The 15,425-nt window shown below is 72.4% G+C and carries 15 protein-coding genes; 5 read left to right on the forward strand and 10 right to left on the reverse strand.

From position 1 onward, the window contains the following. Window position 1: 1 nt before the first annotated feature. Window positions 2–1,315, reverse strand: a complete 1,314-nt coding sequence (locus tag FB563_RS09680) for a DUF6716 putative glycosyltransferase (protein ID WP_055708494.1) — start codon at window positions 1,313–1,315, stop codon at window positions 2–4. A 198-nt stretch (window positions 1,316–1,513) separates the two neighbouring features. Here FB563_RS09680 and FB563_RS09685 point away from each other — a divergent pair, with 198 nt between their 5' ends. From FB563_RS09685 to FB563_RS09695, 3 genes are read left to right on the forward strand one after another with little or no spacing between them, the layout of a single operon-like run. Next, window positions 1,514–2,491: a glycosyltransferase family 2 protein gene (locus tag FB563_RS09685; protein WP_055708493.1), complete on the forward strand. Its 978-nt coding sequence runs from the start codon at window positions 1,514–1,516 to the stop codon at window positions 2,489–2,491. Next, window positions 2,488–3,822: an alpha-2,8-polysialyltransferase family protein gene (locus tag FB563_RS09690; RefSeq protein ID WP_055708492.1), complete on the forward strand. Its 1,335-nt coding sequence runs from the start codon at window positions 2,488–2,490 to the stop codon at window positions 3,820–3,822. The genes FB563_RS09685 and FB563_RS09690 overlap by 4 nt, the downstream gene beginning before the upstream one ends. A gap of 25 nt (window positions 3,823–3,847) precedes the next feature. After that, window positions 3,848–4,984: an acyltransferase family protein gene (locus FB563_RS09695; RefSeq protein ID WP_199832927.1), complete on the forward strand. Its 1,137-nt coding sequence runs from the start codon at window positions 3,848–3,850 to the stop codon at window positions 4,982–4,984. Here FB563_RS09695 and FB563_RS09700 read toward each other — a convergent pair. Then, entirely contained in the window at window positions 4,977–5,627 is a 651-nt protein-coding gene (locus tag FB563_RS09700; protein ID WP_055708491.1) for a TetR/AcrR family transcriptional regulator C-terminal domain-containing protein, read from the reverse strand. The two genes, FB563_RS09695 and FB563_RS09700, sit on opposite strands and share 8 nt — an antisense overlap. 71 nt (window positions 5,628–5,698) lie before the next feature. On the opposite strand from FB563_RS09700, the gene FB563_RS09705 reads away from it, so the two are divergent. Continuing rightward, window positions 5,699–7,069, forward strand: coding sequence for an FAD-dependent monooxygenase (locus FB563_RS09705; protein ID WP_055708490.1), 1,371 nt, complete (start codon window positions 5,699–5,701; stop codon window positions 7,067–7,069). A gap of 7 nt (window positions 7,070–7,076) precedes the next feature. Here the strand turns inward: FB563_RS09705 and leuE are convergent, their stop codons facing one another. Next, the gene (gene leuE, locus FB563_RS09710; RefSeq protein WP_055708489.1) at window positions 7,077–7,733 is read right to left on the reverse strand and encodes a leucine efflux protein LeuE; all 657 of its coding nucleotides are present in this window, start codon (window positions 7,731–7,733) and stop codon (window positions 7,077–7,079) included. A gap of 30 nt (window positions 7,734–7,763) precedes the next feature. After that, window positions 7,764–9,344 (reverse strand): acyl-CoA mutase large subunit family protein, encoded by a 1,581-nt coding sequence (locus FB563_RS09715; RefSeq protein ID WP_142218592.1) that lies wholly within the window; start codon window positions 9,342–9,344, stop codon window positions 7,764–7,766. A gap of 82 nt (window positions 9,345–9,426) precedes the next feature. On the opposite strand from FB563_RS09715, the gene FB563_RS09720 reads away from it, so the two are divergent. Then, a complete protein-coding gene (locus FB563_RS09720; protein ID WP_142218593.1) occupies window positions 9,427–10,266 on the forward strand; it encodes a L,D-transpeptidase family protein in 840 nt (279 codons plus the stop codon). Window positions 10,267–10,477: 211 nt separating this feature from the next. On the opposite strand, the gene FB563_RS43485 is transcribed toward FB563_RS09720, so the two are convergent. The 6 genes from FB563_RS43485 to FB563_RS09750 all read right to left on the reverse strand — a co-directional run bounded on the left by FB563_RS43485 (window position 10,478) and on the right by FB563_RS09750 (window position 15,384). Further along, on the reverse strand, window positions 10,478–11,626 hold the full coding sequence (locus FB563_RS43485) for a hypothetical protein (protein WP_208766288.1): 1,149 nt from the start codon (window positions 11,624–11,626) through the stop codon (window positions 10,478–10,480). Continuing rightward, complete coding sequence (locus FB563_RS09730; protein WP_142218594.1) at window positions 11,626–12,288, reverse strand: RNA polymerase sigma factor; 663 nt, start codon at window positions 12,286–12,288, stop codon at window positions 11,626–11,628. Before FB563_RS09730 ends, FB563_RS43485 begins: the two co-directional genes overlap by 1 nt. A 371-nt stretch (window positions 12,289–12,659) precedes the next feature. Next, window positions 12,660–13,280 carry an RNA polymerase sigma factor gene (locus tag FB563_RS09735; RefSeq protein WP_411573175.1) on the reverse strand — a complete coding sequence of 207 codons (621 nt, stop codon included), beginning with the start codon at window positions 13,278–13,280 and terminating at the stop codon, window positions 12,660–12,662. Between the two features lie 178 nt (window positions 13,281–13,458). Beyond that, complete coding sequence (locus FB563_RS09740; protein WP_079048675.1) at window positions 13,459–13,845, reverse strand: hypothetical protein; 387 nt, start codon at window positions 13,843–13,845, stop codon at window positions 13,459–13,461. Window positions 13,846–14,038: 193 nt separating this feature from the next. After that, entirely contained in the window at window positions 14,039–14,593 is a 555-nt protein-coding gene (locus FB563_RS09745) for a hypothetical protein (protein WP_055705350.1), read from the reverse strand. A gap of 92 nt (window positions 14,594–14,685) precedes the next feature. Further along, entirely contained in the window at window positions 14,686–15,384 is a 699-nt protein-coding gene (locus tag FB563_RS09750; RefSeq protein ID WP_055705351.1) for a DUF4328 domain-containing protein, read from the reverse strand. Between the last annotated feature and the right edge of the window lie 41 nt (window positions 15,385–15,425).

Raw genomic sequence — 15,425 nt, forward strand, 5'->3', positions numbered from 1 at the left:
GTCACAGCTCCCCCATCCGGCGGATCACCGGGGCGACGCGCTGCACGCCGTGGCGGTAGGCGCCACGCGCGGCGCGGCGCACGATCTGGCGGACCGGTCCGGGCTCCTTGTCGGCGGCGGGCGCGCCGGGCAGCGGGACGCCGTCGGGGCCGAGGTGGTGCCGGGCGAGGATGCCGGGCAGATAGCCGGGCGCGGTCTCGGGGGTGTAGTAGGGGTTCAGGGGCGGCAGGCCGCCGGGGCGGTCGAGCAGCTTGGCGATGCGTTCACGGGCGGTGTCGAAGGCCGTCTCGTACGAGCCGTCGGCCGCCACGCCCTGCCGGGCCACCCACTCCTCGTCGGCCACCGGCCGGTGTCCGGCGTCCAGCTGGTCCCAGGAGGCGAGGCACCCGGAGCCGGTGAAGTGGTGGTTGCCGAGCACCTCGCGCACGCCCAGGTCGGTCAGGACCACCGTGGGGATACGGCGGTGCAGGGCCTCCAGGGCGGCCGTGGAGCTGACGGTGACGAGGAGGTCGGTGCGGTCCAGCACCTCGCCCATGTGGCCGTACACCAGGCGGAAGTTGGCGGGCAGGTCCGTGCCCTGTGCCAGCTTCTGGTACGGCAACTCCTCGATGTGCGTGGTGTGTTCGCCGGGCTTGGAGCGCAGCTTCAGCAGCACCTCGCGCTCGGGGTGCTTCCGGGCGTGCTCGATCAGCCGCTTCAGCAGGTAGGTGCGGTCCTTGCGGCTGTCCGGGACGGACGGCTGGGCCGCGAACACCACCGTGTACGGCTCGTGTTCACCGGTGTACGGCGCCCCGCCGAGGAAGGGCAGGGCGACCTCGGTGACCGAGGAGGAGTCGGCGCCCACGCCCTCGTACACGGCCCGGAACCGGTCCGCGTCGTGGCGGGAGTTGGCGAGGACGAGGTCGGCGCCGTGCCGCAGCAGCAGGCCGTCGGCGAGCTTCTCGTAGACGACACCGACGTACCCGGTGACGACGACGGGGCGCCTGCCGGCGCCCGCCCAGGTGGCGCGCAGCCCGTGCAGCATGGCCTGGACGCCGCCGCCGACCAGCGCCAGGACGAGGACGTCGTACGACGCTTCGTCCATGGCGCGCAGGAACTCGACGCCGGTGACCTCGCGCAGGGAGTCCGCCCGGACGCCGACCTCCTTCAGCTGGCGCGCTGTCGGGGTGGCGCGCCCGCGCAGGAGGTAGCCGTCGAGCCGGATCTCGGCGTCCGTGGGGGCGAGGCGCTGCGCGGTGAGCGCGCCCCACTTCCACCGGGTGTCGGAATCGGCGAGGACGGCGACCCGCAGGGACTTCGTAGCACTTGCTGGCACGCCGAAGACGCTAGGAAGCCATTCCGAGGTTCCGCCCAACCCGAATGCAACAAACGGTTAACAGCACATCGCCGAATGGCGAATCGGGCCGCTGGAGCACGGGAAAACAGCCCGGTTCACAGCTTCGCCACGTGCCGTTCACCCGGCATCAAGCGGCCGGTCAAGACGAATGACGGGGTTCGCCCTAACGTTCAAGCCGTGGTCAAGCTCTCCGTCATCGTGCCGTTCTACAACGTGCAGCAATACGCGCCCGACACGCTCAGGAGCCTGAAGGCGAACGCGCGTGAGGACTTCGAATTCATTCTCGTCGACGACTGTTCCCGTGACGGGACACCAGAGATTCTCGCGCGCGCGGAGCGCGAGCTGCCCGGAGCGGTCTACGTCCGGCACGAGCGGAACGGGGGGCTGGCTACCGCCCGCAACACCGGTATCGACCGGGCGCGCGGCGCGTACCTGACGTTCCTGGACGGCGACGACTGGCTCGCGCCCGGGTATTTCCCGCAGCTGGTCACGGCGATGGACGAACTCGGCTGCGACTTCATCCGCACCGACCATGTGCAGTGCACCGCGCGGTCGCGCGTCGTGAACCGGGTGCCCGTCGGCCGGCGGAACGTGGTGCTGGACCCGCGGGAGGCGATCCTGCCCGCCGACCGGTCCACCTCCGTCGACTACGCGTACGCGTGGGCGGGCGTCTACCACCGCCGGCTGCTCGACAAGGGGCTGCTGCACTTCACCGACGGACTGCGCACGGCCGAGGACCGGCCGTGGATCTGGAAACTGCACCGGGAGGCGGAATCCTTCGCCGCGGTGAGCCTGCTCGGGGTCTTCTACCGGCGTGGAGTTGCTTCCTCGCTCACCCAGATCGGCGATGTCCGGCAACTCGATTTCATTCGGGCATTCGATCAGGTCATCGCGGAAACCGACCAGGACCGGGACGCCGATCAGCTGCTGCCGAAGGCCGTCCGCACCTATTGCGCCATCATTTCCCATCATCTGGGATCCATCGAAAGGTTCGAGCCCGCGGTGGCGAAGAAACTGAAATCCATGAGTGCCGCTGCCCTGCGGCGCATGCCGCAGGACGTGCTGGACGACGCGCTGGACTCGATGGATCTCCAGCGCGCCACCAAGCTGCGCCGGCTGCGCCGCCGTCCCGCCTCCGCGGGGGCCGCCGCGTGACCACCCAGATCTTCCAGGCGTCGACGCTGTACGGCACGGCCACGCTCGCCGCCGCCCTGGACTCCGGCTGCTTCCGCCCGGCCGACCGGCGGATCCTGCTGGTGTGCAACAACGCGGCCACGCCCGAGACCACGCCCGCGCTGGACGAGGCGCCCGGCTTCGAGAAACTGCGCGACCGCTTCGACGACGTGATCCTGTACAACGACACGATCTTCCCCTTCCACCCGGGCGGCTGGGCGCCCCGCGTGGACGACATGCCGCTGTGGGAACGCTTCCTGCGGCACGAGTGGCAACTGGGCGACGAAGACGTGGAGTTGGCCGTCGAGTCCATCCAGGTCAACCCGGCCCACGCGCTCGCGCAGATCTTCAACGGCGCCCCGGTGACGGTCTACGCCGACGGCCTGATGAGCTACGGCCCCACCCGAAACAAGATCGACCCGCTGGTCGGCACCCGCGTGGACCGGGTGCTCCACCTGGACCTGGTGCCAGGCCTGAAGCCGCTGCTGCTCACCGAGTTCGACGTGCCCGCGGAACTCGTGCCGACGGCCGCCTTCACCAAGGTGCTCGCCGAACTCGCGCCCGCGGACGAGGAGTTGCCGCAGATCGAGGAGCCCGCGCTGCTGCTGGGCCAGTATCTGTCGGCGCTGGACATCCTCACCGCCGAGCAGGAGGAGAACCTGCATGTGCGGATGCTGAAGGGCGCGGCCGCGCTCGGGCACACCAAGGTCGTGTTCAAGCCGCACCCGTCCGCCCCGGCCCGCTTCACCCGCCTGCTGGAGCAGGAGGCGGAGCGACTGGAGGTCGAGCTGACCGTGCTCGACACCCCGGTCCTCGCCGAGGTGCTGTACCAGCGGATGCGTCCCGCGCTGGTCGTCGGCTGCTTCTCCACCGCCCTGCTCACCGCGCGGGCCCTGTACGGCCTGCCGGTCGCCCGCATCGGGACCGGGCCGCTGCTGGAGCAGCTGACGCCGTACGAGAACAGCAACCGGGTCCCGGTGACGATCGTCGACGCGCTGCTGCCCGACCTCGGCGACCGCGATGCGGTGACCGAGCAGCGCACCGGCATGGAGGTCGGGGCGCTCGGCGCGCTGATCCGCGCGGTGGGCTTCGCGATGCAGCCGAAGATCTACCCGGGGCTGCGCGCCGAGGCCGAGACCTGGCTCGCGCGGAACCTGAACCAGCACACCATGGGCTACTTCAAGCGCCGGCGTCTGACCTCGCTGGCCCTGCCCGGCGGGGTGCCCGCCCAGCTGGCGTTCATCCCGCGCAACGCGACGGTCCGCCGGATGGCGAAGAAGGCGCGGAGCCTGCGGCGCGGCGCCCGCGGCTGACCACGGACCAGGAAGGAAACCGCACATGGCCGCTCCACCCTCCGGCGTCGTCCCGGCGCCGGGCCCTCTCATAGGCCGGGCGGCCGAGCTACCGGCCGCCCCCGGCCCGCGCCGGGGCCGCCTGCTCGCCCTGGACGGGCTGCGGCTCGTCGCCGCGCTGATGGTCTGCTTCTACCACTACACCGGCCGGGGCGGCACGGTCTCGGCGTCCTGGCACGGCAGTCCGGCCCATCTCTTCCCGGGGCTGGCCCGGGCCGCCGTCTACGGCAACTTCGGTGTGCAGTTCTTCTTCGTCATCAGCGGTTTCGTGATCTGCATGAGCAGTTGGGGCCGCACCCTCGGCGACTTCTTCCGCTCCCGGGTCGCCCGCCTCTACCCCGCCTACTGGGTGGCCCTGTTCCTGGTCACGGGAGCCTCCCTCGCCCTGCCCGTGGTCGTTCACCCGGTGCGTCTCGACGAGTTCCTGGTCAACCTGACGATGCTGCAGCAGCCCATGGGCGCGACCCGCGTCCTCGGCGTGTGCTGGACGCTCTGGGTCGAGGTCCGCTTCTACGCCCTCTTCGCGCTGCTCGTCGTCCTGCGCGGGGTGACCTACCGCCGGGTGGTGCTGTTCTGCTGCGTGTGGGCGCTCGCGGCGGTGCTGTGCCGTACGTCGGGCAACGAGCTGCTGAACCAGGTGGTCATGCCGGACTACGCCTTCTACTTCATCGGCGGTCTGGCGCTGTACCTGATCCACCGCTTCGGCAGGGACCTGCTGGCGTGGGGCATCGTGGCGATGTCCTGGCTGCTCGCGCAGAGCGCGGCCACGCGCGGCCTGTGGGGCCCCCACCCGCACCGCGACCCGTACGTCGTCATCCTGATCGTCACGGTCGCCTTCGCGGCCGTCGCCGCCGTGGCGCTGGGCTGGACGCGCCGGGCCTCCTGGCCGTGGCTGGTCACGGCGGGCGCGCTGACGTACCCCTTCTACCTGGTCCACGAGCACCTGGGCTGGTTCGTCATCCGGGTGCTGCACCGGGGCCTCGGCCTGCCCGCGTGGCCGACGCTCGCGGTGACCGTGCTGGGCATGCTGGCGCTGGCGTGGCTGATCCACCGGTTCGTGGAGAGGCCGTTCGGTCCGCTGCTGAAGAGGGCGCTGAAGCGCACGCCGCCCGCGCTCAGCTGATCCCGTACCGCGCCCCGATGCCCGCGATCACGATCGCGAGTCCCTCCTCGTACTGCTCGTCGTAACCGTCGAAGAGCAGCGTTCCGGCCTCGGCGGCGAGGGGGTGGTCGGCCAGGCGCCGGGCGCGTTCCGCGACGTCGTACCCCTCCCGGCGCTCGCCCGGGAGGGGCTCCACGCCCTGTTCCTCGGTGACGAAGCCGATGGTGTACGCGTTCACGGTGCGGCCCGCGTGGACCGCCTGGGCGAGGGTGAACCCGGCGTCCGTCAGAAGCCGCAGGTGGGCCTCCAGGACCGGGGCGTGGTCCGTGCCGGTGAAACGCGAGCCGCTGAACACCTTGGCGCCGTCGCGGTAGCCGAGCAGCGCGGCGCGCAGTCCGCGGCCGGACCCCCGCAGCCGCTCCTGCCAGGTGTCGGCGGGGTCGAGCACGGTGCCGGCGAGCATCCGCCGGTACATCTCCGTCGCCATCTCGTCCAGCAGCGCCTGTTTGTCCTTGAAGTGCCAGTACAGCGCGGGCGCCTTGACGTCCAGCTCCTTGGCGATGGCACGCAGGGTCAGGCCGTCCAGACCGACCTCGTTCAGCAGCCGCAGGGCGGTGTCCGCGACGCGTCGGCGGTCGAGGGGGGCGCGTTTCTCGGGGCTCACACTTGACAGCTTAACAGCGTTAAGGGCACCCTCATGAGCGACGGCACTTAACGACGTTAAGGAGATTTGGCATGGATGTCCTGATCGTGGGCGCGGGCCCCACCGGCCTGACCCTCGGCATCGACCTGGCCCGCCGCGGCGTGGACGCGCTGGTCGTGGAGCGGGCGGAGGGGCTGTTCCCCGGCTCGCGCGGCAAGGGGCTCCAGCCGCGCACCCTGGAGGTCTTCGACGACCTGGGCGTGCTGGACGCGATCCGGGCGGCCGGCGGTCCCTATCCGAACCGGGTGACCTGGAAGGACGGCGAACGGGTCGGCCTGCAGACGATGTTCGAGAGGATCGAGGCCGACGACGGCACGCCATACGCCGAACCGTGGATGGTCGCGCAGTGGCGGACGCAGGAGATCCTGTACGCGCGGCTGCTGGAGCTGGGCGGCCGGGTGGACTTCGGGCGCGAGGTGACCGGCCTGGAGCAGGACGCCGAGGGCGTGACCGCGCGGTTCGCCGACGGTACGGCCGTGCGCGCCGCCTACCTCGTCGCGGCCGACGGCGGACGCTCGGTGGTCCGGCGCGCGGTGGGCGTGGGCATGGCCGGAGAGACGGTCGACCCGGCGCCGTTCCTGGTGGCGGACATACGGCTGACGGGCCTGGACCGGGACTCCTGGCACGTCTTCCCCAAGGACGACGGCACCGCCGTGGGCCTGTGCCCGCTGGCCGGCACGGACGACTTCCAGCTGCAGGCACGTCTCGCGGAGGGCACGGAACCCGGCCTGACCCTGGACGGCATCGGCAAACTGGTCGCCGCGTACACCCACCTGGACGCCGAGGACGTCACCGCGTTGCGCTGGTCCTCCGGCTTCCGCCCGCGCGCCGCCCTCGCGGACCGCTTCCGGGAGGGCCGGGTCCTCCTCGCCGGCGACGCGGCCCACCTCCACTCCCCGGCCGGCGGCCAGGGCCTGAACACCAGCGTCCAGGACGCCTACAACCTGGGCTGGAAGCTGGGCGCGGTACTGCGCGGCGGGGCGCCGGAGGCGTTGCTGGACACCTACGAGGAGGAGCGCCGGGCGAACGCGGCCGCCATGCTGGACCTGTCGACGGGCGTCCACCGCGGCGAGGTGCGGCGCGGAAGGGCGACGGTGCAGCTGGGGCTGGGCTACCGGGAGTCGCCCCTGACCGTGGAGACCCGGCAGAGCCCGACCGGAATCCGGGCGGGCGACCGCGCCCCCGACGGCACGGTGTCCGGGATCCGCCTCTTCGACGCGTTCCGCGGCCCGCACTGGACGCTACTGGGCGCGGACACCTCCGCTGCCGGTGTGCGAGCGCTCCCGGCGGCGCCGCAGTCCTACGGCCCGGGCATCTTCCTGATCCGCCCGGACGGCTATGTGGGCTGGGCGGGAGACGCCCCGGACGGCCTCGCGGCCTACTTGGCCGAGGCCGGCGTCTGACCCCGCCCTACGCGCTGGCCAGCGTCAGCTTCACCGCGAACCCCAGGAACAGCGCGCCCGCCACCGAAGTGGCCGTCGCCGACAGGCGCTTGCGGCGGCGGAACGCGGCGGCGAGCCGCGTCCCGCTGAATATCAGCGCGCTGAGGTAGAGGAAGCTGGCCAGCTGGGCGAACGCCCCGAGGACGACGAAGGACAGGGCCGGGTAGGCGTAGTCCGGGTCGACGAACTGCACGAAGAAGGCGACGAAGAACAGGATCGCCTTGGGATTGAAGAGGCTGACGACGAACGCGCGCCGGAAGGGCCGCTCGTCGGTGACGGCAGCGGTGGCGGGCGCGGAGTCCTCCTCGGCCCGCTCCCGCCGCGTCCGCCACATCTGCAGGGCGGCCCGCAGCATGCCGATCGCCAGCCAGGTCAGGTACCCGGCGCCGGCGTACTTCACGATCCCGAACAGCACGGCGTTGGCCTTGAGCAGCGAGGCGACCCCGGCGGCGGACAGCGTCATCAGCACGGTGTCCCCGCACCACACGCCGGCGGCCGCGGTGTAACCGGCCCGCACCCCGCGCCGGGCGGCGACGGAGAGGACGTAGAGGGAGTTGGGCCCGGGCAGCAGGACGATCAGGACGAGGCCTGCCAGATAGGTGGGGAGATCGATGACGCCGAACATGGAAAGGAGTGTCGCACGGGGGTACGACAGTCAGAACGCCTCCGACGGCTCGTAAGCCCCCCAGACCCCCCGCAGCGCGTTGCAGACCTCCCCCACCGTCGCCCGCCCGCGCAGCGCCTCCTTCATCGGGTACAGGACGTTGTCCTCCCCCTCGGCCGCCTTCCGCAGCGCGTCCAGGGCCGAGTCCACCGCCCGCTGGTCCCGCTCCGCCCGGAGCTTCTCCAGGCGTTCCGCCTGCCGGGCCTCGATGGCGGGATCGACGCGCAGGGGCTCGTACGGCTCCTCCTCGTCCAGCCGGAAGCGGTTCACGCCGACGACCACGCGCTCCCCGGAGTCCGTCTCCTGGGCGATCCGGTACGCGTTCCGCTCGATCTCGGACTTCTGGAAGCCCTGTTCGATCGCCGCGACCGCCCCGCCCAGGTCCTCGACCCTGCGCATCAGGTCGACGGCCGCCTCCTCCGCGTCGTCCGTCATCCGCTCCACCGCGTAGGAACCCGCGAACGGGTCCACCGTGGCCGTCACGTCCGTCTCGTGCGCCAGCACCTGCTGGGTGCGCAGGGCCAGCCGGGCGGACTTGTCGGTCGGCAGCGCGATCGCCTCGTCGAAGGAGTTGGTGTGCAGGGACTGGGTGCCGCCGAGCACCGCGGCCAGGGCCTGTACGGCGACCCGGACCAGGTTCACCTCCGGCTGCTGGGCCGTCAGCTGGACGCCCGCCGTCTGGGTGTGGAAGCGGAGCATCAGGGACTTGGGGTTCCGGGCGCCGAACTCCTCCCGCATCACACGCGCCCAGATCCTGCGGGCTGCGCGGAACTTGGCCACTTCCTCCAGCAGCGTCGTACGGGCCACGAAGAAGAAGGACAGGCGGGGCGCGAAGTCGTCCACGTTCATCCCCGCCGCCACCGCCGTACGGACGTACTCGATCCCGTCCGCCAGCGTGAACGCGATCTCCTGGACGGGCGAGGCTCCCGCCTCCGCCATGTGGTAGCCGGAGATCGAGATCGTGTTCCACTTCGGGATCTCGGCGGTGCAGTACTTGAAGATGTCGGCCGTCAGGCGCAGGGAGGGCTTCGGCGGGAAGATGTACGTCCCCCGCGCGATGTACTCCTTCAGCACGTCGTTCTGGATCGTGCCCGTCAGCTGGTCGGCGCGCGCTCCCTGCTCCTCGGCCACCAGCTGGTAGAGGAGCAGCAGGAGGGCCGCCGGGGCGTTGATCGTCATCGAGGTCGACACCTGGTCGAGCGGGATGCCGTCGAACAGCACCCGCATGTCCTCGATCGAGTCGATCGCCACGCCCACCTTGCCGACCTCGCCGTGCGCGAGGGGCGCGTCGGAGTCGTGGCCCATCTGGGTGGGCAGGTCGAAGGCGACCGAGAGGCCCGTGGTGCCGTGGGCGATCAGCTGCCGGTAGCGGGCGTTCGATTCGGCGGCGGTGCCGAAGCCGGCGTACTGGCGCATGGTCCAGGGCCGGCCGGTGTACATCGTCGGGTAGACCCCGCGGGTGAAGGGGTACGTGCCCGGTTCGCCCAGTTTCTCCGCCGGGTCCCAACCCTGCAGATCCTGCGGCCCGTAGACCTGCTCGATGGGCAGTCCCGACTCCGACTCACGCGTCATGGATGCCTCCGGGGTGCGCTTCCTGTCACCCCCTCACCATGCCCCGTCGTTCGGCGGCGGTCACGCGGGGAAGCATTCCGGCATGACGATCTCGCGAAGACCCGCCGCCGTGCTCGCCTCGGCCACCGCCCTCGCCGCCCTCACCGCCCTGTGCGGCTGCACCGTGCAGCCCGCGGACGCCGACGGCAAGCCCCGGGCCCCGGTGCACGCCCAGCGCCCGGCACGACTCCCGGCAAGCCGGCCGGCCGAGCCCGCCCGGCCGGAGCAGTCCTCTTCGCCCGCGCCCGCTCCCCGGATCCTGTACGCGCGCGGTGACAGCGGGCCGGGCGTGCGGGAGCTGCAGGCCCGGCTGCGCCAGGTGGCGTGGCTGTTCGACGGGCCGACGGGGTCGTACGACGATCCGACCGAGCAGGCCGTGCGGGGCTTCCAGGGCAAGCGCGGGCTGCCGCGGACCGGGCGTACGGACAGCGTCACATGGCAGCGGCTGGTGGAGATGACGCACACGCCGGGCAAGTGGGAGCTGTATCTGATGGGCGGTCAGCCGGCCGGCGCGCCCGACCCGCGCTGTCTGACCGGACGTGTGCTGTGCATCGACAAGACGACGCGGACGCTGCGCTGGATGGTCGACGGGCGGACGCTCGCCACGACGGCGGTGCGGTTCGGGGCGCAGTACACGCCGACTCGGGAGGGTGTCTTCCACGTCTACCGGAAGGCGCGGACCTGGGTGTCGGCGCTCTACCACTCGCCGATGCCGTACGCGATGTTCTTCAGCGGTGGCGAGGCTGTGCACTATTCGTACGACTTCGCGGCGCGCGGTTACGCGGGAGCCTCGCACGGGTGCGTGAACGTCCGGGACGAGGCCGCGATCCAGCAGCTCTTCGCTCAGGTGCGGGTGGGCGACAAGGTCGTCGTCCATTGGTGAGGCGGGAGTGCGGGGCGCGGGCGGGACCGGGGGAACGTGTCCCGCCCGCGCCAGGTGCACGAGCCGTGGGTACGGGGGGAACCCCGGCTCAGTGCGACGGCCGATGACCAGTCGGCTCACTCAGTACTGCGTACGGGGCTCCAAAAACGTCACACCCCGCGCGAAAAATTTTTTGTGACCCGCGAAACCGCAGGTCAGACGGGCAATAGGGTCAGAGCGCGGTGTACGTCGGGCTCGGTGCCGGGCCGAGCACGGTGCCGGTCGTCCGGGTGTGACGGACCGGGGAGAGGGCCGAGGGAGCGGGCGCGACCTCGTCGCCGTGCCGGCCCTTGCCGCCGCCGTTGCCCTTGCCGCCGTTGCCCTTGCCGCCGTTGCCCTTGCCGCCGCCGTTGCCCTTGCCGGGGTTGCCGCCCCAGCCGGGGTGACCGTCGCCGCCGTGGCCGGGGTGGCCCTCGTCGTCGCCCTGGCCGCTTCCCTTGCCCTTGCCCTTGTCGCCCTTGTCGTCGCCCTTGCCACCGCTCGCCGCGCCCTCGGCCGAGTCGACGGTGGCCAGGACGACCTTGCAGTACCGGCTCACCCGGGCGCTGCCGCCCGCCAGGTTCTCCAGTGCGCGCCGGCGGCCGGCGTCCAGTTCCTTGCCGTCCCGGATGTCCCGGCAGGCCGAGGCCGCGTCCTTCCACCGGCTGCCCGGAGTGCCGGAGGGGTCGCCGCTGCCCGGCGCGGTGCTCTTGCCGGTGTGGTCGCCCGGTCCGACGGCCGCGCCGGAGGTGCCGCCGGGGTTCGTGCCCGCGCTGCCGCTCGGCGCGCCCGGGCTCACGGTCGCCCCCGGGGTGCCCTGCGGGACCGAGGCGAGCGGCGATCCGGAGGTCGGGTCGGCGGAGACCGAGGCGGAGGAGGCGGGCTGCTCGGGCCCGAACGGCGTGGGCAGCATCCCGGTACCGGCGGCCATGGCGACCCCGCCGACCGTGCCCACAGCCACCGCCGCGGCCAGCGCCAGCCGCACCGGGCGGCCCCAGCGGGGGCGGCGGCGGGCCGGGATTCCGGTACGGGCCGGGGTGCCGATGCGGACCAGGCCCGCGTCGGCGCCGGGCGCGGGCAGGCCGGCGGTGCCGTCGGCCCGGCCGGCGGCGGCGCCTTCGGTACCGGCGGCCTCGCGGGCCTTGCGGAACGCGGCGAGGGCGGCCTGCTCACCGGGCAGTTCGTCGTCGGCGGGGGCCGTCTGCGAGGTCAGTGCGCCTAGCGCCCGGGAGAGTCGTTCGGCCTGGTCACGGGCGGTGGCGTCGACGGCTTCCAGCGACTCACCGCGCAGCAGGCGTTCCGCCGTCTCCCGGTTCAGCCACTCGTACTGCTCGTCGGCCATCACATGTCCTTCTGCGTCCGCGCACGCGTATCCGTCACACTCGCGGACGACACCGCGCGGCCGCGCGGTTCTCGCTGGGGCGGGAGCGCGTCGAGCACGCCGGCCGATTCCGGATCGTCGCCGAGCAGCTCCGCGAGCCGCTTCAGGCCGCGGTGCGCCGCGGTGCGTACGGCACCGGCGCGTTTGCCGAGGGTCTCGGCGGCGCTCTTGGCGTCGAGGCCGACCACGACACGCAGGACGACCGCCTCGGCCTGGTCCTGGGGCAGCCGCGCGATGAGAGAGAGGGTGCTGCCGGTGGCCAGGGCCTCGATGGCCTCGCCGGCCGTGTCGGACTCGGCTGGCCGGCCGGTGAGTTCCGTCTCGTCGCCGCCTATGGCGGGGCGGCGGCCGCGCATGCGTATGTGGTCCAGGGCGCGGTTGCGGGCTATGCGGGCCGCCCAGCCGCGGAAGCGGTCGGCGTCCCCGCTGAACCGGTCGAGGTCGCGGGCGATCTGCAGCCAGGCCTCGGACGCCACGTCCTCGGCGTCCGCATCGCCGACCAGCGTGCGTACGTATCCGAGCAGGCGTGGATGCACCGCGCGGTACACAGTACGGAACGCGGTCTCGTCACCGTCCTGTGCCGATCGCACCGCGGCGGTCAGCTCCGCGTCGTCCCCCAGCACCTGACTCCCTTACGCCCTGTTCCCGGTCGGCGCGAAAGGCACGTTACGGCGTGAAACCGCTCCACGTCCATGTCTGTAGAAGATGCAACTAACTCGTGACCGGGTGCGGATGTGCGCAGGGTGAGGATCGGCGGTGGCCGGGTGTGACAGAAACAGCACGCTCGGCGCTGTAGAGAGTACGGGCCGCGCGCGGCCCGACAGCGCGACGGCCGGGGCCTCTCCTGTGGGGGGTGGCGGCCCCGGCCGTTGCCTTTGGCGGGTACGCCCGGGGGACGAGGATCACTTCTTCCCGGACCGGGGCCTCGCGCCTGCTCCGGAACCGTGGGCGCTCACCCACTCATACGGCTCACGCCCGGCGTCGTTCATTCGACTCACCCAGTGTCCGGGTGCCGTGTTCCGTCACCGCCTCGGTTCGGTTCCTGGACGCCCAGTTGGTGGGCGAGGCGTTTCAGCCCGCGGTGCGCGGCCGTGCGGACGGCGCCGGGGCGCTTGCCGAGGACGCGTGCGGCGGCCGGGCCGTCGAGGCCGACGACCACCCGGAGCAGTACGGCCTCGGCCTGGTCGCGCGGCAGCCCGCGCAGCAGCTCCAGCGCCCGTGCGGTGGACAGCGACTCCAGGGCCTGGTCATGGGTGTCGAGCCGGCCGGGCAGCTCCAGCGCGTCCTGCTCCAGCGCCGCGGCCTGGGGCCGTACCCGGCGGCGGCGCAGATGGTCCAGGGCGCGGTGCCGGGCGATGGTCGCGGTCCAGCCGCGGAAGCCGGCGCCGTCGCCCTTGAACCGGCCCAGGTCGCGGGCTATCTCCAGCCAGGCCTCGGACGCCACGTCCTCGGCGTCCTCGCCGACCAGGCCCCGCAGATAGCCGAGCAGGCCCGGCTGCACGATCCGGTAGGCCACCGCGAAGGCCGTCTCGTCGCCGTCCTGGGCCCGCACGACGGCCGCGCCCAGCTCCCCGTCGTACGCCTGCCGGCGGCGGGGTTCCCCTCCGTGGCCCAAGAACCGTCCTCGTCCGTACCGAGCGACACGACTTTCGGCGTCCCGCGTCCCAGGGACATCAGCGTCACGGCTCACAGAAGTGTCACAGCATCCCGTCCGCCCCGCCCGTCGGCCCGCGCGGGTCCGGCCGCTCTTCGTTCCCACCCTTGACGTGCGCGAAGAGCAGGGCGTCCGCCGGTCAGCGGGAGCCGGTCGCGTCCCGGCAGAGCAGGCGCAGCGAGCCGCTGCCGCCGTAGGCACGCCGGGCCTCGTCGAAGGGGTCCCAGAGCCGCCCGTCCGGCGTGCGCACCCAGTGGTCGCCTCCCGACGCCCACCACTCGGCGCCGCTCTGCCTGACGATCACCTCACCGGCGTAGGCGCCGAAGCCGCGCAGCACGCTCTCGACAGCGGCGTACGGCGGCCCCTCGCGCCGGATCTCCTCGATCATCCGGTCCACCCGCCACAGGCTCTGCGCCGAGTAGTCGAGCCGCACCCGGGCACCCTCGCGCATGGCCGCCACGGCGTCCGCGGCCCACCGCACGGGCTTCGCCGCGGCGTGCGGCCTGGTCTCCTGCTGTGCTGTCACGTACTGGGCTGTCACATAGGGAAGAGCGAGCCGCCGCGGCCAACTGTCACGCCATTCAGTACGGTTCCGCCAACCACCGCAGAACCGCCCCAGGCCGACCGCACGACGGTCACAGGACTCGCGCAATCGAGGGGTTTGGACGGCCCGAGGGCGAGTGCGTCCGGCGCACTGCCCACCGCTCCGGCCCTACGTCTCAGGACCCGGCGCGCTCCCGGCGCGACACCACCGCGCGCAGCACCCGCCGGCCCTCGATCGACAGGTCCAGTGCCCGGCGCAGGCCGTTGGAGCCGTGCTCGGCGAGGACGTCCAGCACCGCCGTCTGCCGCCGCAGCTCCGCCGCGACCAGGGGAGGCAGGTCCGCCGTCTCCCCCGCCCGCCCCGCGTCGAGCCCGTCGGTCGCGGACGTGCCGTCCGCCGCGGGGTCGAGCAGCCGGTGGATCCGCAGGGAGGCGACCGAGCAGGCGTCGGCCCAGGCCCGTACCGCGTCGGCACCGCGCTCGGCCGGCACCGCGTCCAGCATGCGCCGGGCGAGCAGCGCGGCCTCGTCGTCCGGCTGCCCGGCACCGAGCGCACCCCGCGCCTTCTCCAGGCTCGCCCCCCAGTCGGAGCCGTCGGCGAGGCACGCCCACAGGGGTCGCAGCAGCTCGTCGTCGGCGCCGAGCAGCGGCAGGCACCGATCCAAACAAGCCAGCCCGCTGGCAGCCAGTCCGCGTGCGTCGGCCTGTGCGATCCGTTCCACCAGGCTCATGAAATGTCTCCCTCGCCGGGGCGCCGACCGTTACGGAGCCCGCACTTCCCTTTACTGCGTGATACGGCGCGGGAGTGTCACAGCAGAGGTTTTCAGCCAAGGACCGGGGCCGGCAGCGGACCCGCGAGGGCCTTGCGGTCCTGCATCCGGGTCAGCCGGACGACCACCACGATCGCGAGGACGGCGGCCGCGCTGTCGACCATGTCGGAGAAGAGCATCTGCCCGGCGGCGCCGTACAGCAGTCTCGCCGTGTGGGCCTGCCCCCAGCTCGTGTACGCGAGCCAGCTGGTGAGGATGCTGATGATCCACAGGGTCCACCAGGCGTTGACCGCCCGGTGGCGGTAAGGCTCGCCCCAGGGCACGCTGGCGTCCCAGACGTTCAGCACGATCCGGCGCGGAAACCAGAGGTTGACGATCGGGCAGAACCAGGCGCCGATCGTCCAGCCGCGCCCCAGGTCGTGCGCGGACTGGTCGAACACCTCGGCGTTCACCCGCACCCGCCACAGCCAGCACAGGTAGACGACGGCCGTCGCGACCAGCGCCCACTCCTGGACGAAGCCGGCCCAGGCGTAGACGGCGTCGGCGTGATCGGCCCGCTGCACCACACCGACGCCCCTGGCGCCGTCTGCGACGTCACCGGCGACGTTCCTCTCCAGCAGGTCCGCGTAGCAGCCGAACACGTCGGCGGCGGCGACGACCGAGAGCAGAACGGCGGTGGCCCGGCCGAGCTTCACGGGCGAGCGGAGCACGGCACCGGGCACGAACGGTGGTGCGGGCATGGGCGTGGTCATGAAGAGATTCCCCCCGAGATGACGATGACGACCGACGCGCG

The organism is Streptomyces puniciscabiei, assembly GCF_006715785.1.
In the GTDB taxonomy this organism is placed as follows: domain Bacteria; phylum Actinomycetota; class Actinomycetes; order Streptomycetales; family Streptomycetaceae; genus Streptomyces; species Streptomyces puniciscabiei.